Source organism: Paenibacillus sp. FSL R5-0744 (genome assembly GCF_037972555.1).
Classification (GTDB): domain Bacteria; phylum Bacillota; class Bacilli; order Paenibacillales; family Paenibacillaceae; genus Paenibacillus_AQ.
Window position 1 is genome coordinate 6,574,699 of sequence record NZ_CP150228.1, and the last position, 24,068, is coordinate 6,598,766.

The window sequence follows — 24,068 nt, forward strand, 5'->3', positions numbered from 1 at the left end:
ATTGTAGATCCTTACATCCTTTAAGGGAAGTAGGCACTTTATTGTGATGTAGTTACCTGGAGGATACTAATGTGCTGCTGCCAGCTTTATCTTTGCAGACATTAACAACCTTTTGTCATATTTTTGTAAAAGTACTGCATTTTCATGAAAGCTGTGCTAACATTACAGTTTGTTTATGGAATAACAGCAATTTAATCATGATGTAAGAAGGTGTACAATGAAGCACAATAATCACCAAGAATTTAACCTTGTAAAACTAACTTGGCCGATATTCCTGGAACTGTTCCTATTTATGCTCATGGGCAGTGTGGATACTTTTATGATCAGCTCCGTATCGGACGATGCCGTATCGGGTGTTGGTGCAGCGAATCAGATTATCGCGATGGCTATTTTAGTTCTCAGTGTAATTGGTAACGGCGCAGCGATTGTAGTCTCCCAATACCTCGGTTCCAAAAAACCTCTGGAAGCCGCTCAAGTGACCGGCAATGCCATTACTCTAAACCTGTTAGTAGGAATTCTCCTAAGTACATTTTTGCTGATATTCGGAGGGACTCTACTAACTGCCCTGAATGTAAAAGGGGACATTCTCGTTTACGCTAAATCCTATATTCATATTGTCGGGGGCGGTATTTTTCTCCAAGCATTAATCAATGCTCTGGCGACCACAATCCGTACGCACGGTTTCACTAAACAGACGATGGTCGTATCCTTGCTGATGAACATCATTCACGTGGTGGGTAACTACTTACTCATCTATGGTCATTTTGGACTTCCAGCGTTAGGTGTCGAAGGTGCAGCTATCTCAACGGTTGTCAGTCGGTTTATCTGTCTTATTATTTTCTTCTTATTGCTCTACAGAGTGATGGAGGTACGGGTAAAGTTAACCTACTACATTCATCTTTCCAAAAAATATGTGCAGCAAATTCTCAAAATCGGCATCCCGTCCGCGTTTGAATCGATTATTTATCAATCTTGTCAGCTCGTATTCACGTTGTATATTACCTATCTGGGCGCCGAGGCTATGGCCACTCGTCAATACGCGCTCAACATTTCCAATTATATTTATTTATTCAGTGTAGCCGTCTCCATGGGAACCTCCATTATCGTAGGACATCTGGTGGGAGCTAGGCGCCCCAAGGAGGCCTATACGCGTGTATTCACCAGTGTGAAGTGGGCACTTCTGGTCACAGTAGTAATAGATGCTCTTGTGATCGTCTTCCGGGTACCACTATTCGGCCTCTTCACAGACAACGAGAACATTATTCTGATGGGGGCTCAGGTTATACTGCTTAGTTTCTTCCTAGAGACCGGGCGCACAACTAATTTGGTCATCATTAACTCACTACGCGCCTCGGGCGATGCGAAGTTCCCAGTATATATGGGACTGATCTCCATGGTCTGCATGAGCTTACCCCTTGGCTATTTTCTGGTATTCCAGCTTAACCTAGGATTAGCCGGTGTGTGGATTGCCACTGCGGCTGATGAGTGGACAAGAGCTGTCATTATGTATTTCCGCTGGAAGAGTCGAGCTTGGGAGAAACATGGACTGATTCAGCACGATGATGTAGAACACAGCGTGCCTTCCACTACCCCTGCAGCTGTAAATTAACGAATTTATTTAGGTGGTTCTCTAAGGTCATACCAGATCTTAAGGGTCCACCTTTTTTGTCGCTTCATGATTACATAAATATTAGAATGAATGAAGCATTCTACGTTACAATAGATAGAACCTAATTAATCTAAAGGGGAGAACCTCATGCCGGAAGAAACCGGAATCCACGAGTTATTGACGCTCAAGACGATTGCGGAGACCTTAAACAGTTCCAATGAGCTCAAACCGATGCTCGATACAGTTATGGGTAAGCTGTTAGATCTAACAGGAAATACGGCAGGCTGGATCTTCCTGAGCGAAGAGAATATGGAGTATGAATTCGCCGCAGATCAAGGTTTACCGCCAGCGCTGCAACGGAACAATAAACAGCCGATGCAGTGTGGAAGCTGCTGGTGCTTAGACCGCCTATGGGACGGACGGCTAGAGCATGCCGTTAACATTCTAAACTGCAAGCGGCTGAGTAATGCCAGGCAATATAACTGGGGCGATACGTTGGGGATCACCCACCACGCCACTATCCCATTGCATTCAGGCGAACGCTACTTAGGGCTTATGAATGTAGCTGCACCAGGCAAAGCACATTACCCCAACAGTGAGCTGGCTCTGCTACAATCCGTGGCCCTGCAAATTGGCAGTGCCATTGAACGCATGCAGTTATATAGCACCGAGCAGCGTCGTGCCAATCTGTACGCCAAATTAGGGGAGTTCAGCGCTGCTTTGAATATAACGGCTAGTGAATGCATCTCCCCAAGCATTCTGGTGGAGAAAACCACCGCCCTGATTGGTCAATATTTCGATTGGCCTTTTGCAGCGATCATTGGACAACACGCGGGCAAATTCGAAGTACATGCAGCCGCTCATGCAGCTAATATAACACCTGAATTAGCTCCTTTTGAGCTCTCGGATTCCTTTAAGAATCGTCTAAGGGATATTGCAAAAGGACAGCGCTTCGCAACATTAACCTCTGACGAAGAACAGGAAATTACGAACTCATGCTGTTCGGAACAGCCTGTTACAGAGCGAGTTGTAATGCTTGCCGTCCCCTTTCGGCAGATTACTGCACATGGTTCAGCCATTCTACTCATCACCTCGCCTAAAGCACTCGCCTCCGCAACCGCAGACGGAGAAGTACTCGAAGCGATTGCCGAGCATATTTCAGCTACACTGGAAAGTGTACAGCTCGGAGAGAAGCGCCGCGAAATCGCGCGTCTGGACGAGCGGAATCGACTGGCCCGTGACCTCCACGACTCGGTGAACCAGATTCTGTTCTCCCTCTCGATGACGGCCAAAGGTGTAGAAAGCATGCTGCAGCAAGAGCATACCTCCCATCCGGCTGCTGAGGCTGTCCGCGATATTCAAGAGCTCTCTCAATCTGCACTCAAAGAAATGCGTGCTTTAATCATGCAGCTTCGTCCTGCAGGACTGGAAGCCGGGTTATTGACCGCGCTGCAGGCTCATGGTCAGCAACTAGGGCTGTTGATACAGACAGAGCGCAGCGGTGTACTCGAACTTCCCCGCAATGTGGAAGAAGGACTGCTGCGCATTGGTCAAGAAGCACTTAATAATGTACGTAAGCACTCCGGAGCTTCTAAAGCTAAAGTATCTCTACTTTTGAACGCTACCGAGGTGATACTTAGCATTGCCGATCAGGGCAAGGGCGGTGCCAAACGACGCTGTAACACAGACACCAATGAATCTCTCGGCCTGCATATTATGAAGGAAAGAGCTGAGGCGCTCTACGGCCATATTCAGATCCACAGTGAGGAGCACCAAGGCACAACGGTTGAAGTAACCATCCCTTTGCCCCTCCAATCCACATGAAGTCGGGTGATCACAAATGACAATAGGTTTATTACTGGTTGACGATCATGCAATGGTTCGTCGAGGTCTACAAGTGTTTCTCTCGACACAACCGGACATCAAGGTTATCGGAGAAGCGTCGAACGGCCGCGAGGCACTAGAGAGAACGGCTGAGCTCCAGCCGGATATCATATTAATGGATTTGCACATGCCCGTTATGGACGGCATCGAGACGGCTAAACAGCTACGGATCTCCCATCCACAGGTCAAAATCATTGTGTTGACCTCCTTTTCAGATCAGGATCATGTACTCCCTGCTATCCGCGTAGGGATCAAAGGATATTTGCTAAAAGACATAGAACCAGAAGCGCTGGTAGTCGCCATCCGCAAGGTACACAGTGGTCAAGTTGAGCTGCATTCCGCAGCTGCCAGTCAACTGATGGATCTAATGGCAGCTTCTACACCAGAACAACTGAATGTTAGCAACTCAGATCTGAATGGATCCAGTACTACATCGGTTACAATCACCGGATCTGAGCTTCTTACTCCACGAGAGCAGGAAGTGTTAGACCTCATTGCACTAGGTATGAGCAACAAAGAGATTGCCAGTAAGCTGGTCATCACCGAGAAGACTGTTAAGACACATGTCAGTCATGTACTGGGAAAGCTGAACTTATCGGATCGGACTCAAGCTGCCATTTTTGCATTGAAAAGCGGCTACAACTCATAGTGCCACAGCTCATCTACAACTATAGTCTTAGACGCTCAGCACAATTGCTGAGCGTTTTTATTATGCAGGTTCATTCCATGTGCTGACGTCAACAAATGTCGATTCAGCTATCATTGGTTTATAGCAATCGACCTTATAGGAGTGGATACAGATGAAAGTCATGATCCTGACAGGCAGCAATCGAAAAGAAGCGACCAGCACAAAGTTGGCAGAGCATGCCGCACATTTTATTAATCAGCAAGGCGAACAAGTCACCCTGTTTAATCTCCATAAACGCCCACTGCCCTTTTATTCACCAGATGAGTCTTACGCGGAGCATGAGCATCTAAGCGCCCTCCATCAAGAGATGCTAACTGCGAACGCAATCATCCTGATTACCCCGGAATACCACGGTTCCATGAGCGGCGTGATGAAAAATGCTCTCGACCATCTAGGCCAGACGCACTTCAACGGCAAAGCGGTATTGTCCGCTAGCTCTGCAGGTGGAGCTGTAGGTGTAAGCTCATTACTTCAATTGCAGGCGGTTGTACGCAATCTACATGGGATTAATACGCCAGACTGGATCTCCATCGGCGGGATGCAGCGCAAGCGGTTCGAGGTCGAATACGACGGGTACGAGGGCGGTCAAGAAATTGAAGATCGAATTCGCCTAGTCTTAGAATCATTCCTAAATTTAGCTCGCAAAATCAATAGCCCGGCAGGTGCCGCCCTATGATCAAAGGACTGTTTGAAACCCATCTGAACGTGACTAACCTTGAACAATCTGCTCATTTCTATGAACATGCTCTGGGACTACCCTTAGCACATTCGGAGAATACTGAAGGCCGCAAGCGGCGATTTTACTGGATTGGAGAAGATCGTAATCAGGCCATGCTGGGGATTTGGGAGAAGGCACCTTCCGAGGTTGTGCATCAGCACTTTGCTTTCCAAGTAACGCTTGAGGATTTGAAGCAGTCAGTATCCTACCTGAAGGCCAAGGGGATTGAAGCCTCCAACTTCCTCGATGATGATAAGGGACAATTGTATGTATTTGGCTGGATGCCAGCCGTATCCGTGTATTTCAGTGATCCAGATGGTCATTCCTTAGAGTTCCTATCTGTACTGCCTGATCCGCCCAGGCCTGAGCTAGGAATGATACCTTGGAAAGAATGGGAACTAATACATGGAAGAACCTGGTAGTTATTGAAAGAATTCAGGCTAAGCCTGCACGAGGAGACGAGAATATGATAAAAGGACTATACGAAGCACATTTACCTGTAAGTAATCTTGAGGTATCTATCGAATTTTATGAGAAATTGGGATTAAAAATGGCCTGGCGGGATGAGGAAACTGCATTCTTCTGGATGGAGGAAGGTCGGAGTTGGATCGGCATTTGGGAAGGAAAGGAAGTAGCAACGCCATACCACCCATCTTTACGGCATATTGCCTTCCGCGTAACTTATGAGGATCTGAAGCAATCATTGCAATGGCTGCAATCCATTGGGGTAGAGGCTGTTCCGTTCCGTAATCGAGCTTCCGTTGAGCCTTTTATTCGAGCTTATCAAGGGAATGCTTCTGTGTACTTCAACGACCCGGACGGCAACAGCCTGGAATTGATGTGCCATGTAGAGGTTCCTGAGCATTTGAAGCATCTCTCAGAGAACATTATCTTAACCGAGTGGGAGAAATTGCTCGACCATAAATAAAAATACTCAAACAAAAAACAGCTGCCCACCATCAAGGGTCCAGCTGTTTGAGTATGTTAGCTGCTTCTATTTAACCATCTCTTGCATGGTTTTAGTAAAGGCTGTTACTTAATCGTGATGCCTTTCTTCATAGCCTTCATATCTGAATTCGTATTCACAAGCATTGGCAGTATCTTCATACTTCTCGTCATGGGAGAGTTACATTGCCAGCAGGTAGGTACGTACTGAAATGCAAAGTTATCGCGCATCCAACCGGTGCAACCTTCCTTGGTACAAGACCAAATGGCTGTGTCTTCCTGCGGAAGATCCTCCAGTGCTTTTTTACGAAAATACATAAGTACCCCTCCTTGGATCGAATCGAGACGATTTCGCCACCCTATTAGGGGCAGATTCATAAGATGAAAAATAAAAAAGCTGCCCTCAACTTGTGTTAAGGGCAGCCTAATTTTCGAATTACAGTTTTACAACGTTTTCGGCTTGTGGTCCACGAGCGCCTTGAGTTACGTTGAACTCAACGCGTTGGCCTTCGTCCAAAGATTTAAATCCGTCGCCTGTGATTGCGGAGAAGTGTACGAATACGTCGCTTCCACCTTCAACCTCGATAAAACCAAATCCTTTGTCTGCATTAAACCATTTAACTGTACCTGTTTGCATGATATTACCTCCAATATTTTATTTAACACATGTCCTTTTATTCCTACGTAGTGTACGAACAAATAAAAATTCACACATTGGAAAAGGACTCATACGCACAAATGATAACCTTTTACAATATGTGAATTAAGGGTTAAATTTATGATTAACTTCATTGTACCACACTAAATCATTGAATGCAATGTAAATGCCTACTTTTTTCATTCCGGCTCTATATCCTTTTATATTAAAGGCTTTAGAGCCGGAAATGCACAAGGGTTAATCGATGTATCCTGCCAGCCCTTTATCCATTAAGTAATCCATCTCCGCATCAAGAATCGTCTCCACTGTGATTTCATCCAGCTTCACATCACGCTGGGCAACAACATAGTCAACCAGATCATCATTGTCGATGTCTACCTCGCCTTTGGCATTGGCCTTGGCATTATTGATAAAGGTCTGTTCATGCTTCAATACTAAACGAATTAATTTAGGATCTACTTTGGTTTTGGCAGATAATACGGTTACTAATTCCTGCTCGTTTAATTTGTCACTCATTTTTCAAATTTCATCTCCCTACAATTATTACATCTCCATTGTAGCATATTTCACGCTTTAACGCGTCATTACGCGAAGTATACCGCGGTTTGTTCACACTTTTCTTGCTATCACGGGCTCTACAACATTCCACTTCAGGTAAGTTATTTAATAAAAACAGTTGTGAGGAACATTGACTTGTGCCAAAATATAAAAAAAGTGTTGGACCAAATTGAATACTAGAAAAGGCGGTTGAATTCATGAGCTCTGTATCTTCCCAGCAATTAGACACAAACAGCAACAAGGCACATCGTTATATCGAAGACGTATACGCACAGGTTGTTGCGCGTAATCCTTTCGAGCCCGAATTCCATCAGGCTGTAAAGGAAATCCTTGAATCTTTGCTTCCAATCCTGGCTGCTGAACCTAAGTATCAGGAAAATGCCATTCTGGAAAGATTGGTTGAGCCAGAACGTTTGATTATGTTCCGTGTTCCTTGGACAGATGATCAAGGCAAGGTCAGAGTTAACCGTGGATATCGTGTACAGTTCAGCAGTGCCATTGGACCTTACAAAGGTGGACTTCGTTTTCACCCATCCGTTAATGCTAGTATTATCAAATTCCTCGGCTTCGAGCAAATCTTCAAAAACGCTCTTACCGGCCAACACATCGGCGGAGGTAAAGGCGGATCCGACTTTGATCCTAAAGGAAAATCCGAAGGCGAAATCATGCGTTTTGCACAAAGCTTCATGACTGAATTGCAAAATTACATCGGTCCTGACCAAGACGTTCCTGCAGGAGATATCGGTGTAGGTGGTCGTGAGATCGGCTACATGTACGGACAATACAAGCGGATCCGCGGAGGATATCCGGCTGGCGTATTGACTGGTAAAGGTATTGGTTACGGCGGTAGTCAGGCTCGGACAGAAGCTACTGGTTACGGTACAGTTTATTTCGTAAACGAGATGCTGAAAGCAAAAGGCCTTTCCTTTGAAGGAAGTCGCGTTGTTGTTTCTGGTTCTGGTAACGTAGCGATCTATGCGATTGAAAAAGCTGTACAGCTAGGTGCAACAGTTGTAGCTTGTAGTGACTCCGCTGGATATATCTATGACGAAAACGGCATTAACCTCGAAACTGTCCGCCGCCTGAAAGAAGTCGAAAGAAAACGGATAAGTGAATATGTGAATGAACACCCTAACGCTGTGTATACCGAAGATTCCACGCAAATTTGGACTATTCCTTGTGATATCGCCCTTCCGAGTGCTACTCAGAATGAGATTGATGAAGCCATGGCATTGAAACTGATTGAGAATGGTGTTAAAGCAGTAGGCGAAGGCGCCAACATGCCATCCACCCTTGAAGCTATTCACCAGTTCCAAGAAGCTGGCGTGTTATTCGCACCTGCCAAAGCTGCTAATGCTGGCGGCGTAGCTGTATCTGCGCTTGAAATGGCCCAAAACAGCATGCGTATGTCCTGGAGCTTTGAAGAAGTTGATACGAAGCTGCATGAGATCATGGTTTCCATCTATCAACAGTCTGTAGATGCATCCGAGCAGTATGGACAGTCCGGCAACCTCGTTGCAGGAGCGAACATCGCTGGATTCAAGAAAGTAGCCGATGCTATGTTGGCTGAAGGCGTAATCTAATCAAGCATAAACAAACGGCGTTGTGATCATACGAAGTCCCCGTAACCGGTGAGTAAGAAGCCGGGGACGGGGACTTTTTAATTCAACTATGAGTTCCAACCTGGGATTTGCCGCAAACCACCATCCCATATAGAATACGTACTCTTCACAACCATATCGGACGGTGAAGAAGCCGTGTGAATGTAACAGGAATCAATCCCTGCCTTCAGAGCCCCCTCAATATCCGTACGAGGATCATTTCCAATCATAATGGCTGAGCTCAAATCCGCTCCATACCTTTCAACTAAATAGCGATAAAATAGCGGATCAGGCTTGCTCACCCCTGCTTCCGAAGAGATCGCAATGCCATCAAATAGATGTATGATTCCGAGCATAGTTAACTCTGCCTCAATAAATGTCTTCTGCCCGTTGGAGAGCAAGAATACTTTTTTGCCACGTTCTCTTAACGTTTGTAGAATTTCAGTCACACCCTCATATAGAGAGATATGGACCATTGATAACGTCCGTAGCCACCTCACGGTTTCATATAACCACGCTTGATCCGGTTCTCCACCTAATTGACGGACCACAGACCGAAACACTTCCTCCATTACGAAATCCGGATACTCGCAGCTCCGTGCGGCTTCACCAAGTTGAAGATCCCGCTCCCGCAAAAACCGTTCTTGCAGTTCACTACCTGATATAGAGAGTCCCTGATATCCGAAATGGAGAGCTAACCTTTCCCATACCTCAGATTGCTCCTCATCTGTCTCAATATCAATCAGTGTACCGTACAGATCGAAAATATAAGTCTGATACATCCCCGTCTTCCTTCCCATGATTCACATTGTAAGTTACCCCTTAGTCACATTCTCCGTCGCTGCCTGCCCCTCCTCCATTTTGTTTGACACCTTTTGATAGAGATAGGAGATCCCCAGCAGGCAAATCCCAAAGCTGGCATAAGCGATAATTTTACTTCCGGTATTCAGTAGTCCCAAATCGTATAGCAGCAGCTTACCTGTCGCCAGAAGCGTTAATCCAAGGCCGAAGCGTCGGATATACACATATCTTTTGCGGAAGCCGTACATGATGAACAGAACTGCTATCAACAGATACACAAGACTAAATATTAATCCCGCATCGCTTAATTGCAGCTGTACCCCTAGAAAAGCGGTGATGATTCCGAGTAGATACACTCCCATGAAAACAGGATAGATCTCCATACTTTTATACTCACGTTTAAGCAAGGTGATCAGCAGATCACGTCCACTAAACCACACGAAAATATTGAAGATAATAAGCACACCCAGTGCGATATAATCAGCCCCGGTATTACGTGCAAGCTCATTCTGCAGGCTTGGCAAGCCTACTGTAATCACCAAACAAATAGCGTAGCCGATCCCAAAGAGAAGTCTCACAAAATACTTAACAATCGTGTCATAAAGCACCTTCACCTTTGGCAATACATAGGCCAGAATAATAGTTAACAGAGCGGACAGCAGCAAATTATAGAAGGTTCTATGCGAGAAATCCTCCGGTACAGCCAGACGATACAGTCTTCTCGATTCATACAAACCATAGATCCAGAAATTCAATAATGCCGCGTATTTAAACCACAGGGCTAAGGTGATTTCGTAAGGCTCACTGCGCTGTAGGACATCCTTTCGATTATGCTGAACAGCGTACCATACGGCAATGATCAGCATGCCTGCAGTAATGAAGACATATTTTAGCGGAAAATAGACGTCTGCGGAATTCAACCATTCATTGGCTATACTGAGCTGCATTGGTACATTTAATCCGAAGAACACCGCAAGGCAAAGCGTTAAAATCCCCCAGCCTGCCCTTTCCATCCCTTTAAACCGATTCAGATTACCAAACAAGGTAAGCACAACGCCTTCAACCAACCAGCCAATGGACCACCAAGCCGCTCCAAATTGGAACGGAATCATCAGAATACCAAAGGTCAGCGAAGTAGCGTAGAACAGCAGCATGCTTTCTTTTTCTTGTGGCATCAGTTTTTCAAGCCCTCGTCCAAGCCCTAGATACAGCAGACAGAAGAGCAGCGCCAGCGCACCATTGTAATCCTTGAGCCCTGCATCCAGAAATAGAAGATACAAGGTAAGACAGCTAATAAACGTGTTGCATCCCAGTAGAGAGAAATCCCACCAAGACAACTTGGAGCGATACTTGAACGGGTACCATAACGTAATGCCCAAATACATCGCAAAAGTCAGCACCGCATAAATCATATTCATTCCGTTGCTATCCGATAACGCTATTAATATCAGCATGGAGGGTGTATTAAATAAGTAGCTGATGTAATTGACCACGTTCCAGCGTTTGCGGAAGGAAATTAGTAGAATGAATAAATTCAGAAGAAATAAGTAGCCCATTGCCACATAAACTGCGTTGCCTGAATGCCCGAAAGCCCCAAGATAAGAATATAGCGGCAGGTACCCTCCGATTAAACCCAACGCACAAATACTTCGTGATTCATACCTTAAAGACAGGAGCACCGCAGTCAATGTGACGAGCACGGATAAGGACAGCCCTACATAAATACTGATAATATCCAGTAAAAAATAGCTATAGAAAATAGAGCCGTACAGCACTGAAATCCCGCCCCCAAGTAGCCCTAAAGCGAACGTCCCTTTTCCTTTCCGGTATAGCCACTCCCCGCCCCCTAACATCAGTAAACCCAGTAGGAAAAAGGCGCCTCCCTTCATATAACCGGTGAACCAATTGGAATAGGAGTATCTGAATGCTGCTCCCACGGCCAAGATCAGCAACAAGATCCCAAGCTTGTTAATCCAGCCTAGTCCAATTTTCATTTCGATCTGATTTTGTTTTCTTCGACGCTCCAATACTTCTTCACTGATCTCTTCTGAGGCAAAATCATGTAATCCATTATCCATTCTGGAGTTCAGAGCAATTTCGGATTCCCTCAGTCTTTGTCGCTGCGCTAGTACACGCTCATTTAACTCCGCCGATAATGCTCCAAGTCGACTGGATAACTCCGCTTTATCCTCACCGAGCTGCCTCGCGGCTGTTTGGTACAACCGCTGAATATGACGCTTTGTGTCCATCTCAAAATCCGTCAGCCGGTCCGTATGGGCAAGGCTTTTAGAGGCAAAATAAGTCTGCAGCTTCTGTCTGGACAGACTAAGAATGCCAAGTTTCTCATCTAAAATTTGTTCCGTTAGCGTAACTTTTAGCTCTGTATTCTCTTCTTGAAGCTTCCCCACCTGAGTCTTTAACTCCACTAAAGCAAGCTTATGTTTCTCATATTGCTTCTTTAAGTGTTCATTCTCGTTGACCAGATCGTGACTTTCATATTCCGCGATCAGAGCTTCATATTCCTTAATAAGCCCGTCCTGCTGGACCTTCATGAATCTAAGTCGATCTTTGAATGACTCCATAGCGCCTCCTAATGTGAGCGATTGTTAATATTTCCATTTTACTACAAACGGAAGGGTCTCTTACTCTTTTTTATGCAAAAAACTGCAACATATTTGAGGGATGTCCCGTCTAGATAATAACAACACTAACAAATGAACTTAAAAAGGAGCTCACAACTATGAACAACATTTTAAAAACAAGTACAGTTCTTTTAACTTTGTCCCTAGCACTATCAACAGGAGCAGCCTATGCCGCACCAACAACAACTTCTGCCAAAAATGATGCTGCTCAAACAACCGTTAGCGCTAACCAAAAAACATTTGCGATTGAAATCAACGGTTCCGCTCTGAAAGAAACAGGCTTCCAAACTACAAATGGCAAAGAGCCTATGGTGCCACTTCGTTCGGTTACTGAAGCACTTGGCTTTGAATTAACTTGGAATGGACAAACTAAATCCGTTGATCTTATCAATGGTGCTGTCTTCACTACAGTGAAAGCCGGAGAAGATCGCTATAGCATTAATAAAATGAATACTACGCTTGGAACTGCACCACAATTGGTTGACTCCATTTTGTACGTTCCAGCTTCCTTTGTAAGTGAAATCATCCACCACAACATGACAGTGAAGGGAGATTCCATCGTGATCACTGCCGCTAATCAGGAAGAGCATATGACCAAGACTGGCGTGATTACAGCTGTCAATAATGAGGGCAAATACCAATCCGTTCAGATCCAGGGTGTAGGCACAGATGGCATCGTACTGAATGTAGGTGAAGATACGACTATCGAAATGGCAGACGGTACTAAGCTTGCTCTAAAAGATCTTCATATCGGTATGACCGTAAAAGCAGAGCATTCCATGATCATGACCATGAGCCTGCCACCGCAAACTCCAACTTACAAGATCACTGTTCTAGATGAGCAGAAACAAAATGATCTTTTGGGTACTGCAGGTACCATTGAAGAAGTTAAAAAAGACGATGAAGGAAACATCAGCATCACCGTTAAAGGCAGTGGCCTGAACGAACAGTCACAACAAGAAGTAGTACTTCGTATTAGTAAAGATACCGCGCTAATTAATACCGATGGCAAAGCTGTAAACAGCAGCGAGCTTGTAAAAGGCGCAAAAGTTATAGGATTCTACAGCCCTATGCTGACTAAAAGCCTGCCACCAATCGGCACAGCTGCTAAAGTCGTAGTAGATTCCGTTCAACAATAACATTATCAACAACCCTAGAGCTGTCCAATCGACAGCTCGTACAAACTAAACAGCGCGCGCCAGTACTCCATTGGCGCGCGCTGTTTGATTTTTCTAGAATCTATCACCTTATGAATCACTATTTAGGATTAATTGCATCAATGCTAATAAACGTTCTAAGTTAATTGGCTTACTAAGATAATCTGTTGCACCCGCTTGTAAGATTTTCGCCTTGTCTTCCTTCATCGCCTTCGCGGTCAGCGCTATAATTGGAATTCTATTCCTTGTCGGCATTTCTCTGATTCGAGCGATAGCTTCAAATCCGTTCATTACCGGCATCATAATATCCATAAGAACGATGTCTATGGATGCAGATTGCTCCAGCGCATGTATGCCTCTCTCTCCATCCGCAGCTGTAGTTACTTGCAGTCCACGCTTCCTTAGCGTGTTAGATAACGCGAACAGATTCCGCTCATCATCATCCACAATTAGAACATGCTTATGATTTAAAGAGGTGAAGTCGCTGCTTATGTTCTCACTGGTTGCTGCGGGAAGAGCAACCGAACTTTCTTCCTCATGATTAAGATCTGCTATCCCAGCGGTTTCTTCAAGGCTAGGGTCCTGAAGCTTCATTGGCAAATACACCGTAAAGACACTACCTATTCCTTCTTGACTCTCCACCGTAATCCTACCACCGAGCAGTGTTGCCAGTTCTCTGGATATGGATAACCCAAGCCCAGTTCCACCGTATTGACGTTCTGTATTTCCATTCGCCTGTTGAAAAGCTTCGAAAATAATAGCCTGCTTCTCAAAAGGAATCCCAATTCCAGTATCTTTGATGGCGAAAGCAATAAATAACCCTGGTTCCAAATGTGCCAAACTCCGTAGTTCGTCTGTAGTCGCCAAACGTATTTCAAGAGTTACTGAACCATTAGCTGTAAACTTAAACGCATTGGACAGCAGATTTATAATAATTTGCCGTACCCTTTGAGCATCCGAATAAAATAGCGGAGGTAAGTCCTCCCCCAGTTGTATATGCAAAGGAATCTCTTTCTTTCGAGACAGGTGACTGAAGCTCTGAAGCATTGCCTCCGGGATCTCCGTTAGATTTATCGCTTCAACTTCAATATTCAGCTTCCCTGCCTCAACCTTGGACAAATCTAAAATATCGTTAATCAGCGCCAGCAGATCTTGCCCAGAAGAATGAATGGCTTGGGAGAATTCAATATCCTCCTCACTTAAGGACCCTGACTGATTCTCCATGAGAAATTCGGAGAGTAACAATATGCCGTTAAGCGGAGTTCGGAGTTCATGAGACATATTCGCCAAGAACTCCGATTTATACTGCGAGCTTTGCCGCAATAATTCTGCAGATTGAGCAAGCTCTATTCGAGCTTTTTCAGCCTCAAATGACTTTTGTTCAGCTAAGAGATTCTTATCTTCCAGCTTTCTATTCGTCGCATGTAGCGACTCTGTCTGGATTTGCAGCTCCTCAGACTGGGTTTGTAGTTCTTCAGTATACACTTGAAGTTCTTCGTTTAAGCGTTGGGATTGCTCCAAAAGTTGATCAATTCTCATACTGCTGATGGTACTGTTAATTGCAGCACCAAATGCATTTGAAATAGACTCCAAGAATTTAATCTGCGGCTCAGTAAGTGGAGAAAAGGAGGCAATTTCCACCACAGCAACTACCTCACCCGAAAAACAAACTGGAAGTAATATAAGGAATTTCGGTGCGGAAACGCCCAGCCCGGACTGAATGTTGATATACTCATCTGGAAGATCCTGTATGTGAATCAAACGTGCCTCTTTAGCACATTGACCAACCAAACCTTCTCCAATTTGGAATGTCCCATGATCTGTTATGTCGCTGTTTCCAGCAAAAGTAGAAGTTCTATTTAACATGTCTCGATCATGATCTTGCGTCCGTATATATAAGGCACCATATGGATAATCAATAACTTCTGCAGTTTTACCTAAAAAGATATCGCCCAGTTGTGAGACTCGTGTGATGCCCTGATACCTTGACAGCAAATCATTAGCATGATCCTGAATCCATATTCGCTCTTGTTGCGTGTCTATCAGATGATTCGTAGCGACACTGAGATCCCTGATTTCATCATTCGTGGTAATCTCCACTCTTCTCTTCGTATCATCAGCGGAATCTAATCCAGTAATCGTATGAGTAACCTTACGAATCGTACTAACGATGGCATGTGAAATGATCCACGAGGCGATCACTGAGGTAACAGCAATAATCGCCCAAACAATATAAAGGAGCTCCAGCAGCAATTTATTCTGATCTGCCTGTCCAGCTATCAAATCATTAGTATTCTCATTCATCGTCTCGCGGTAAGTACTGATCTGGCTACGAATTCGGTCCATTTGATCTTTGCCATCATCCGAATGGAAATATCGTAAGATTTCAGCTTCCTGTCCCTCTTTTTTCAACTCTATCACATAATCCCCGGACTGCTTGATCCACTGCTGGATATTATTTTCAATGCCCATCAGACGCTGAAGTTGCATGGAACCATTAGCAGTAAGCACGGAGAGCTCATCATAATTCGCCTTCCATTGAGTTTTCCCCAAATTATAGGGCTCCAGATACTTATCATCGCCGGTGATAATATAACCTCGTTGTCCCGTTTCCATATCTAGAATGTTCTTCTCGATCTGATTAGCCAAACTAGTTATCTCTCGGTCCTGATGGGAAATAAAGCTGCTTTCCCGCTGCAGCGCATTGATTCTATCATGCATAACCATCACGAATCCTAATAGACAGATCACGATAAAAATTGTTATAGATAGTATTTTATACTGCAAAGTAAATCGATGTTTTTTCACAAAGTGCCTCCGTCCTGTCTTCTAAGCGTAACTCCTTACCTAATTCCTTATAATAATGGCTCTTTGCTCCTTCTTCACTGCTCCACTAAGTTTTCTATGTGAATTTTTACTGCTGGTAACTTAAACATTTTTGAGCACCGTTGAAACACCTGTGTATTTGACCATAAAAAAACTCCAAGTTTACTCACTCCTCAATAGAATATGAGGGGGAAATAGAGTGACTAACTTGAAGGCGATGTTATACTGTCTCCATTAACAAATACAGGTCTTCTTCTTCACACCAAGCTTTCCTGCCTGCTCAACCTTGGCAATATAATCTACTGCCAGCGGTACTTTACATGCGGTTTGTCCCATTTGTACCTGAACCTTTCCAATGCTTGCAGCAATCTGCGTTGCCTCATCATGCAGTTCGGTTACGCTGCTGGCGGCGATAATTACAAACATATTCATCGTGTAACGAACTCGATTCCGTTCCTGATGAATGGTAGATTGTATTTGCTGTAGTAGCTTTCTGATCTCAGCGATGTCTAGCAGATCATCCGGCGTAACTGAAATGTAATTCCCATAAGTACTCCAGCCACAGGTGGCCACCATTTCATCCGATGAAGAAATCCATTCTCTTGCAAGTTCTAGTGCGTAAGGGCTCTCTGCAGCGATAGACGCTACCGTATATTCCGCTATTCCAGAGCAGTAAGCTGTCACTACCCAGCTTTGAAGCTCTTCCTTCGTAAGCGTCTTGGGGTCAACTGTAAGCCCTGCCAAATACATCGCATCATAATTCCCCGTCTGATACAAAGCGCGAGCTAGACCTTGGTCTTTCTTGATATCCTTTACCAGCTTCTTCATGTCCCCTATCCTTACTCCAAATAAAGGCTCCTTAGCACCATGTCGTATGAAGGTACGCTTCGTCTGCTCTGTACCCATTTCCTCAAGCTTACTCATCACTTCATTAATTGTCAGATTCATTAGAACACCTCTTATCCCTTCATCGCTTCTCTTAAAATGGGTTCACGACCTAGTGTTACTCTATTCTTGCCCGAATTCTTGGAACGATATAACGCTTCATCCGCTTCCCGATACAAATCTTCGAAAGTCACCTCTCTGCGCTCTGTAAAAGAAATTCCGATGCTTGCGGTAAGCTGAATGCTATCGTGTTCATTCAAAATTATTTTATAATCACTCATCGTTGTGCGAAAATCCTCTGCTTCCATCAAGGCTGCACGTTTATCCTCAGCAAAAAAGCATACAGCAAACTCCTCGCCCCCGACTCTTCCGGCAATGCCTTTGTTTTGGTATACCTGAAGTATTTTATTCGAGAAATCAACTAATGCCTGATCTCCTGCTAAATGACCATAGGTATCATTAATTAACTTAAAATCATCGATATCAAATAACAACAGCGCCAGTCCTAGTCCGTCCGGAATCGTTTGATTTTGTACCATTTGCATAAAGTGCCTGCGATTATAAAGTCCCGTCAAATCATCTATCGTTGCTTGATAGACCAATTCACGTTCATACCGCTTCTTTTCACTATGGTCACTAAAAACAATTAGCATCCCCTTGTTCTCTGTTGCCTGATGTTCAGTCGCTATCAAGGACACCCCATAACAAATCTCTCTTATTCCAGTACATACAATCTCAAACTGTCCTTCGGTCCTTTGACTATAATGAGCGCCAATGTCCTTGTGATGCCTCATAAAAAGATCAATATTTTTCCCCATCCAGGTCTCATTCAATATCCCGGTAATCTCAAACAAAATGGAGGTTGCAGCCTCATTTATACCAATGATACTATCATTCCGGTCTGTCAAAACTACGCCGTCTTTCATATGCTCCAGGATTTTAATTTTAGTTAAAGGATAGATCGTAGATTTGGAGTCAATGAATAAACACAAATAAGCCGCTATAATTGCGGGTAGATAAGTGAAGGCCGTAAAGCCTGTAAGCGTGATCTTCAACAAGGGAAGTAAAAAAACAGAAACGACCGGAATAAGTAGCCCGGCAAATAGTAAGAACGCACGTCGCAAAAAAGCTCTCGGTCTATTCATTAAGGAAACAGCTAGCAAGCAGACCGCATATAGACCAAATAGCTGATCATAAGCAATAAAAGCCATGCTAAGAAGCGTAGGCTTTACAGTAATTCCACTAACACCCGCAACAGTGGCCATGCCCACTTCACTACGCATTAGATGATGATAGGTATCCGTAAAAATAAGCAGTACGTCCAAAGCAATTGGAATCGAGAAAATAGCAAGTTTTACAGGTAGGCGTTCCGCGGAAGGAGACACATATTCTTTAACGACAGCATAAGTAAATAACGCACTTAAAAAAAGCGGAGCCTGCTGCATATTCTTCCACCACAGCTTAACCTGAAAAGAGGATGACATGATCTCTCCCGCCGTTGCAATAAATATGAGGCTGACCAGCAGCATTAAGATCCATAAATAGCGTCTTCCTGCCGACTTTCGATGTCGATAGGAGCTGATGCCCATGTAAAAGCTTAGAACACTGCCCATTAATAAGTAATACGGATATCCTTGAATCCACGGCATGCCATATTTCTCCTATTTTTCAAGTCGCTCCTATCATTATATCCTAATCAATCCTACAAATGAATCAACAAATACCAGCACATCTGTACATCTTACGATTTGAACTTTACTCGATGGGAGAACATATACTTTCTGGCCAAGTCCTTAAATGCATCTTTATCTTGTACCGACTGAAAGTACCGTTTAGGAATAATCAGCGCTCGATTAGAAGACACAAAAAACACGAACAGGTTCATCGTTTCACCTATTTTATGTATCTCTTCCCATTTCACTTGCCCGGAACCTGCCTCAGATACGTACTTTATACCCTCATCTGATACGGAATAGCTCTGAGGTTGCTGGGCTAAACTGTCTGTTGCGAAGGCTTTTTTAGATTTTTTGGTCAAACTTGATTTGGTCATATACCATAAAACAGCGGCAAGAATCACAGCAGTCACAGCAAGGATTGAAATATTTTTAGTACTGTAATCCTTAGTAATTAACAGCAAAATCACAAAATAAGCAACCACACTGAAAGAGCTAAGTATAATTCGGCTGTTCAAGCTGAACCATAGGTTAAACTCCTGAACGTCCTCACTCTTAAGGACGGTATCTACTTTTATTTCATTTTCCACTACTGATCGCTCCCCTGCCACTATCGAAATTTATCAATTCCATTTCATTCTAACATGCCTGAACACAAAAAAGGGACATCCCTGAAGCGATCGCTTCTAAATGGGTTGTCCCTTTTTAATCCGTAAGGATTCTTATTTCTTTTGTGCAAGACGTTGTTTGAACTTGTCAACACGGCCGCCTTGTTCTGTATCTCTTTGTTTACCAGTGTAAAATGGGTGGGATGCGGAACTTGCGTCCACGCGGATAACAGGATAAGTGTTACCATCTTCCCATTCCATTGTTTCATTGGATGATTTTGTAGATGCACTCAAGAATTTGAAGCCTACGCTTGCATCCATGAAAATAACCTTGTTGTACTTTGGATGTATGCCTTCTCTCATTCTGATCGTCCTCCTTCTGAACAAATTAGTGGAGCCTTTATGGTAAATTAACCAAATGATCTGTAGGTTTATCTATAAGTATAACCTAATAAACGTAGGAAAATTCGTAAATCTTACGATTTAGACCACCACTCCATCATACGTGAAATCGACATATAAAGTCAACTACTATCCGATATTCCTTATATTCCCTTACGTTCAACTGACTTATACATCATACTCCAGTTGTTTTTTAGCCTGAACAATAAAATCTAACGGGTTCTCAATAGTGCTGGATTGATATTCTACAGCACCTATTTTGAGACCAAGGCTAACTTTATACTTTTTGACAAATTCAGTGTCATTAAGCTCTTGAAGCTTCAATTTAATCCGCTCGATCACGATTTTTGCTCCATCGTTGTCGGTGAACAGCAGAAGGCCCCATGTTGCGTCATCTTTGTCCAGTAAATACAATGCATCATTGGTACGAATGCTGGCCTGACTGAGCTGAGATACGTCGTGAATGGCCTCAGCCAGCTTATCTTCGGGAATAATACGTCTAATCTCATTCCAGTATTTCACTTTCACTACAAGCAGTGTGAGTGGAATCTGATATCGAGTCGAAATGCCTGTAAATAAGTCAGCATCCTTCTGAAAAGAAATACTGTTACGCAGATCTGTGTTCTCGTCGATGATGGCCATATTGGCAGTCTTATTCTCCAAACGCTGATTCTCAGCCTGCAGCTCACGATTGCTTAGTGTAAATATCCACAGTACCACTGTTAACAATGGGGTCATAATTAGCCAAAAGTAAGTATTCAGTCCAATTGTCTCTCCCAAAGATATCGTCTGATACATCGTGTAGAAGCCGTAAGCAAATATAAACACCAGGTTCAAGACCAACCCTGCAGTCACCGTTGTAAAATACGTAACAATCGCCAGAATAAAAGCCACATTTAAAATGATAATATTCTGGATATAATCATCGGGTGCCCCTGAAATGAAGACAATACAAATAAAAAGAAGCACCAGGAACGATAAGAGAGCGATATCCGAAACTAAACCGCTGCGATTACGTCTCACGCTTATCACCACGTTTCTTCATATGTTTACGAAGCAGCAGGATCAGCGATAGAATCACCAGTGTCAGCACCAGCACAATTACGATAATGAAACTCAGCACGTCCGTTCGTTCCGCTATTTTTTTAACCACGGAATCCTCTGCTGCTCCAGTAATGATCTTGAAACGGTGCGCATTGACATTACCGTCCTTATCAACGATTACCCCATCGCCAAACACCTTCCATTTGTCCCGCTCTGTTGCGATCAACTTCGACGCCAAATAGTACTCTTCAGAGTGGGCTCCCGTAACAGCAAGCAATCCCCGTCCCGCCTCAAATGGTGATTCAATCAGCTGCAGTGTTCCAATTTGAGATCCGTAATGATCTTCAATACTCATCTTCTCATTGGAGCGAATCGCTGTTCCGTTCCCGTTATATTGAAAATAGAGCTTATCATTATGATCACGGATGATCTTATTATTCTTATACGTGCCTATGGCGATGACATTATTATTCTTCAAATGATCAGCGCTAATGTTATCCGTGTAGAACTGAATGTTGCCTATATTTCCGCTAGCGTATTTTCCCAGTAGATTAAATACATTAGCTAAACTCAAATATGAGTAATCATCCATTTCTTGCGGCAAAACAACTGCTACTTGATTGTAAAGCCCGTCACGTATAAACGGATACGGATAGTTATTAAACAAAAGATCCGTACGATCCTTAGTATTAAGACGCATTACAGAATCTTTGCTGATATACGCCCAAGGCATTTGTTGCTTATCTAAAGTACATTCGGCTCCCTTCAGCTCCAAATCAAAGGCTACATTTACCGTGAAATTACCCGAAATATTCAAGCTTTGGGGAACTGGAAGATCCAGCTTATCGCCATTCGCCAGCTCTTTGGTCAGCTTCTTGCTGCCAATGGGTGTGTTGTTGATGCTGACAGTCACTAATGAACGGTCGAAATCTAAATTCTGTGCATAACGGAAATCCAATCTGATTCTGCCTGAATCTGCAATCGAGCGGTTAGAGGGCAATGCAACAAAGTATGTCTGCTCCTGATGACGTGCCCCAGTGAGTTTATCACCCGTTTCTGTAAGCGTAATATTGGAGCTAATCGAAAGGGGGGGTGCAGATACTTCTGTAGCATCATCGACCACCTTTAAATCACTGCTGATTTGACCCAATAACTCTTCATTCGCAACAAAACGGCCTGCTTTAATCAGTAAGTTCTCATCCTTCGAGGTTACGACAAGTGTCGGCTGAGTATCCTTATTCACTAACTGCAGCAGTGCATGTGTACTTAAATCTTCAGAGGTGCTTAACTGAGCCTTAAGCCCAGTTGGTACTCGGTCATACATAGCTACCAGTACAACCGCAGCTTTATTCTTCACCGTATCTGACCGGTAGGGAAGCATTGGAATCGTTCTATTGTCCAATGTATTCCCCTTCACAAGTCCGGAGAGCGCATAAGTAGCCGACTCCAGTTCTGCCCCTGTGCTTTTATCCGGTACGGTCAGCACACTATAATTCTTCGTTAAGGTATCAACGCCAGAGAAGCGCTCGCTAAAGTCACTAATCCCTCCAGTCAAGGGCTTTGGCGTATACATCACGCTAATACTGGATGTATTAAACAGATGCAGCCAATTATCAAAATCATAATCGACAGAACAAGATTGTTCATCTGTATAGTTCGACTGCAAATAGCCCTGAATTCCAAGCGTATTGGTTCCTTTTTTTAGAAACCCTTTAGGTGCCTGAAGGACCAGTTGTTGTTCGCCATTATCTTTTAGAGAGGGTCTAAATGTATAGAATGGGCTGCCATTTAGTGTTAAGGTAACGCTAGAAATCTGCTCCTTGGTAATTTGCGAAATTTGAAAGTGCAGGTTAATTCTGATCTCATCCACATTCCAATAATCCATGACCTCAAAATATTGCTGCTGGGCACTCGAACCTTTTAACGCAGTATCTGTTCCTGTAAAAGAGGTTGTGTAGGTTAATCTAGTATCCTGAGGCGGAGCCTCGGCGGCTGCAACATTCAATTGAATTAGAAAAAGAGAGAGGCAGGTTAACAGTATAACCATTTGTTTTTTCATCATCATGTTCTGTTTCTCCTGTGATCACATATTTCTCACATTACTTCTTTGTTCTTTATTAATAGCGTTCAGTCTTATACCACTTTGCTTCTCTTTTGAAGATGAGGTCTTTGACATAAAGATATAGTCCGTAGGCGGCGACAACCATCCACAGCTGACAATAAGAGACGTACATCAACATTACGATCCATAAATTGGAGAAGCTCATCTCGCCCTTCTCTGTCGTCAACGTTATGAAAGTACCTACAACGAACAGAATGATGGCGAGCAGCCAGAGGAAATTGCTAAGCCCAGCAATGGTAGTATGTACATAGCCCAAAGCATGCAGGATGAGCAGCACATCCGAGGTGATTAACGACATCAGCAATAAGAAGTAAATCGCTAAAAAATAAAGAATATCGAATCGGACTTTTGCGGCGGACTTATCGAACAGCAGAGGGATATTTTTGACAATGACATAAATGTTGCCCTTAGCCCAGCGCGTTCGCTGCTTGAACCAGACTTTTAAGGTCTGTGGCTCTTGCTCCCATGTGACCGATTTCGGCTGGAACTTGATCCGATAACCCATCATATATATTCTGAAGCTGATTTCTGTATCTTCGGCTATCGCTTTAACATCCCAGCCACCGATACTTTCTACGATAGACCTGCGCATAATAAAATTAGTGCCGGGAATGGTGCATAACTTGAACAGTTTCCAGCGTCCCGCTTGCGCCATCCATTGAAAGGACAACGTCTCAATATTAATAAACCGGGTAAGTAGGCTTGCGTTACGGTTACGGGTTCTAAACTTACCGATTACTGCGCCTAGGCTAGAGTCATTCATGATCTCAGCGACCAGATAACGTAAAGCCGTTTTTTCAGGAGTGTTGTCTGCATCATAAATCGCAATTAACTGCCCTTTGCAATGGGTGAAGCCTATATTCAGCGCATTCGATTTCCCCTTGCCACCCGTAATCGCATCCGTATTAATGACGATCAGCTGCCGCCCCGGATTTCGGTTTTGGATACCGGCCAGCAGTTCAGCACTGTTATCAGAGGAATTATCATTAATCACAATAATCTCATATCGATCTTCCGGATAATCAAGCGCTAGCAGAGACTCTACCGTCTTACAGATTACTACCCCCTCATTGTGAGCAGGAACCATAATTGAAACCAAAGGATATTCGCCCTCTATCTCTGGTATGTCCTCATTTTCAGATTTAATGTAATATAAATAGCCTGCGATAATGAGGGTCACATTCACCAGCAATAGAGACCAGATACAGATCACTGCAATTACCATCAGTATGTCTGAAATCGTCATA

General features: G+C 43.8%; 21 protein-coding genes. 8 read left to right on the forward strand and 13 right to left on the reverse strand.

The window, feature by feature from the left end; genetic code table 11:
• The first annotated feature begins 217 nt into the window (after positions 1–217).
• The 6 genes from MKY19_RS29115 to MKY19_RS29140 all read left to right on the forward strand — a co-directional run bounded on the left by MKY19_RS29115 (position 218) and on the right by MKY19_RS29140 (position 5,827).
• On the forward strand, positions 218–1,609 hold the full coding sequence (locus MKY19_RS29115; protein WP_042192729.1) for an MATE family efflux transporter: 1,392 nt from the start codon (positions 218–220) through the stop codon (positions 1,607–1,609).
• A gap of 147 nt (positions 1,610–1,756) precedes the next feature.
• The gene (locus MKY19_RS29120) at positions 1,757–3,433 is read left to right on the forward strand and encodes a GAF domain-containing sensor histidine kinase (protein ID WP_339799332.1); all 1,677 of its coding nucleotides are present in this window, start codon (positions 1,757–1,759) and stop codon (positions 3,431–3,433) included.
• Between the two features lie 16 nt (positions 3,434–3,449).
• A complete protein-coding gene (locus MKY19_RS29125) occupies positions 3,450–4,142 on the forward strand; it encodes a response regulator transcription factor (RefSeq protein ID WP_339267775.1) in 693 nt (230 codons plus the stop codon).
• A gap of 151 nt (positions 4,143–4,293) precedes the next feature.
• Positions 4,294–4,857 (forward strand): NADPH-dependent FMN reductase, encoded by a 564-nt coding sequence (locus tag MKY19_RS29130; RefSeq protein WP_339267777.1) that lies wholly within the window; start codon positions 4,294–4,296, stop codon positions 4,855–4,857.
• Positions 4,854–5,321, forward strand: a complete 468-nt coding sequence (locus MKY19_RS29135) for a VOC family protein (protein WP_339267778.1) — start codon at positions 4,854–4,856, stop codon at positions 5,319–5,321. The genes MKY19_RS29130 and MKY19_RS29135 overlap by 4 nt, the downstream gene beginning before the upstream one ends.
• 44 nt (positions 5,322–5,365) lie before the next feature.
• Positions 5,366–5,827, forward strand: coding sequence for a VOC family protein (locus MKY19_RS29140; protein ID WP_339267780.1), 462 nt, complete (start codon positions 5,366–5,368; stop codon positions 5,825–5,827).
• 104 nt (positions 5,828–5,931) lie between these two features.
• On the opposite strand, the gene MKY19_RS29145 is transcribed toward MKY19_RS29140, so the two are convergent.
• The 3 genes from MKY19_RS29145 to MKY19_RS29155 all read right to left on the reverse strand — a co-directional run bounded on the left by MKY19_RS29145 (position 5,932) and on the right by MKY19_RS29155 (position 7,018).
• Positions 5,932–6,162 (reverse strand): cold-shock protein, encoded by a 231-nt coding sequence (locus MKY19_RS29145; protein ID WP_042131520.1) that lies wholly within the window; start codon positions 6,160–6,162, stop codon positions 5,932–5,934.
• A gap of 118 nt (positions 6,163–6,280) precedes the next feature.
• Entirely contained in the window at positions 6,281–6,481 is a 201-nt protein-coding gene (locus tag MKY19_RS29150) for a cold-shock protein (RefSeq protein ID WP_019914790.1), read from the reverse strand.
• 258 nt (positions 6,482–6,739) lie between these two features.
• Positions 6,740–7,018: a hypothetical protein gene (locus tag MKY19_RS29155; protein WP_060626091.1), complete on the reverse strand. Its 279-nt coding sequence runs from the start codon at positions 7,016–7,018 to the stop codon at positions 6,740–6,742.
• A gap of 239 nt (positions 7,019–7,257) precedes the next feature.
• On the opposite strand from MKY19_RS29155, the gene gdhA reads away from it, so the two are divergent.
• Positions 7,258–8,643, forward strand: coding sequence for an NADP-specific glutamate dehydrogenase (gene gdhA / locus MKY19_RS29160; protein ID WP_339243929.1), 1,386 nt, complete (start codon positions 7,258–7,260; stop codon positions 8,641–8,643).
• Between the two features lie 86 nt (positions 8,644–8,729).
• On the opposite strand, the gene MKY19_RS29165 is transcribed toward gdhA, so the two are convergent.
• Positions 8,730–9,461, reverse strand: coding sequence for an HAD family hydrolase (locus MKY19_RS29165; RefSeq protein ID WP_339302253.1), 732 nt, complete (start codon positions 9,459–9,461; stop codon positions 8,730–8,732).
• Positions 9,462–9,476: 15 nt separating this feature from the next.
• Entirely contained in the window at positions 9,477–12,044 is a 2,568-nt protein-coding gene (locus MKY19_RS29170) for a DUF2339 domain-containing protein (protein ID WP_339799336.1), read from the reverse strand.
• Between the two features lie 158 nt (positions 12,045–12,202).
• Between MKY19_RS29170 and MKY19_RS29175 the strand changes: the two genes are divergently transcribed.
• Positions 12,203–13,243: a copper amine oxidase N-terminal domain-containing protein gene (locus MKY19_RS29175; RefSeq protein WP_339243932.1), complete on the forward strand. Its 1,041-nt coding sequence runs from the start codon at positions 12,203–12,205 to the stop codon at positions 13,241–13,243.
• Positions 13,244–13,351: 108 nt separating this feature from the next.
• Here MKY19_RS29175 and MKY19_RS29180 read toward each other — a convergent pair whose 3' ends face one another.
• From MKY19_RS29180 to MKY19_RS29215, 8 genes are all read right to left on the reverse strand, one after another.
• Positions 13,352–16,069: a CHASE3 domain-containing protein gene (locus MKY19_RS29180; RefSeq protein WP_339799338.1), complete on the reverse strand. Its 2,718-nt coding sequence runs from the start codon at positions 16,067–16,069 to the stop codon at positions 13,352–13,354.
• A 252-nt stretch (positions 16,070–16,321) separates the two neighbouring features.
• Entirely contained in the window at positions 16,322–17,029 is a 708-nt protein-coding gene (locus MKY19_RS29185; protein WP_339804553.1) for a DNA alkylation repair protein, read from the reverse strand.
• A 17-nt stretch (positions 17,030–17,046) separates the two neighbouring features.
• Positions 17,047–18,621 (reverse strand): diguanylate cyclase, encoded by a 1,575-nt coding sequence (locus MKY19_RS29190; protein ID WP_339799340.1) that lies wholly within the window; start codon positions 18,619–18,621, stop codon positions 17,047–17,049.
• A 92-nt stretch (positions 18,622–18,713) separates the two neighbouring features.
• The gene (locus tag MKY19_RS29195) at positions 18,714–19,235 is read right to left on the reverse strand and encodes a YcxB family protein (RefSeq protein ID WP_076284927.1); all 522 of its coding nucleotides are present in this window, start codon (positions 19,233–19,235) and stop codon (positions 18,714–18,716) included.
• Positions 19,236–19,367: 132 nt separating this feature from the next.
• The gene (locus MKY19_RS29200) at positions 19,368–19,616 is read right to left on the reverse strand and encodes a type B 50S ribosomal protein L31 (protein ID WP_042131530.1); all 249 of its coding nucleotides are present in this window, start codon (positions 19,614–19,616) and stop codon (positions 19,368–19,370) included.
• Between the two features lie 207 nt (positions 19,617–19,823).
• Positions 19,824–20,678, reverse strand: coding sequence for a diguanylate cyclase (locus tag MKY19_RS29205; protein ID WP_339799342.1), 855 nt, complete (start codon positions 20,676–20,678; stop codon positions 19,824–19,826).
• Positions 20,668–22,764, reverse strand: coding sequence for a cellulose biosynthesis cyclic di-GMP-binding regulatory protein BcsB (locus tag MKY19_RS29210; protein WP_339799343.1), 2,097 nt, complete (start codon positions 22,762–22,764; stop codon positions 20,668–20,670). The genes MKY19_RS29205 and MKY19_RS29210 overlap by 11 nt, the downstream gene beginning before the upstream one ends.
• Positions 22,765–22,816: 52 nt before the next feature.
• A complete protein-coding gene (locus MKY19_RS29215) occupies positions 22,817–24,067 on the reverse strand; it encodes a glycosyltransferase family 2 protein (protein ID WP_042192761.1) in 1,251 nt (416 codons plus the stop codon).
• Position 24,068 lies beyond the last annotated feature (1 nt).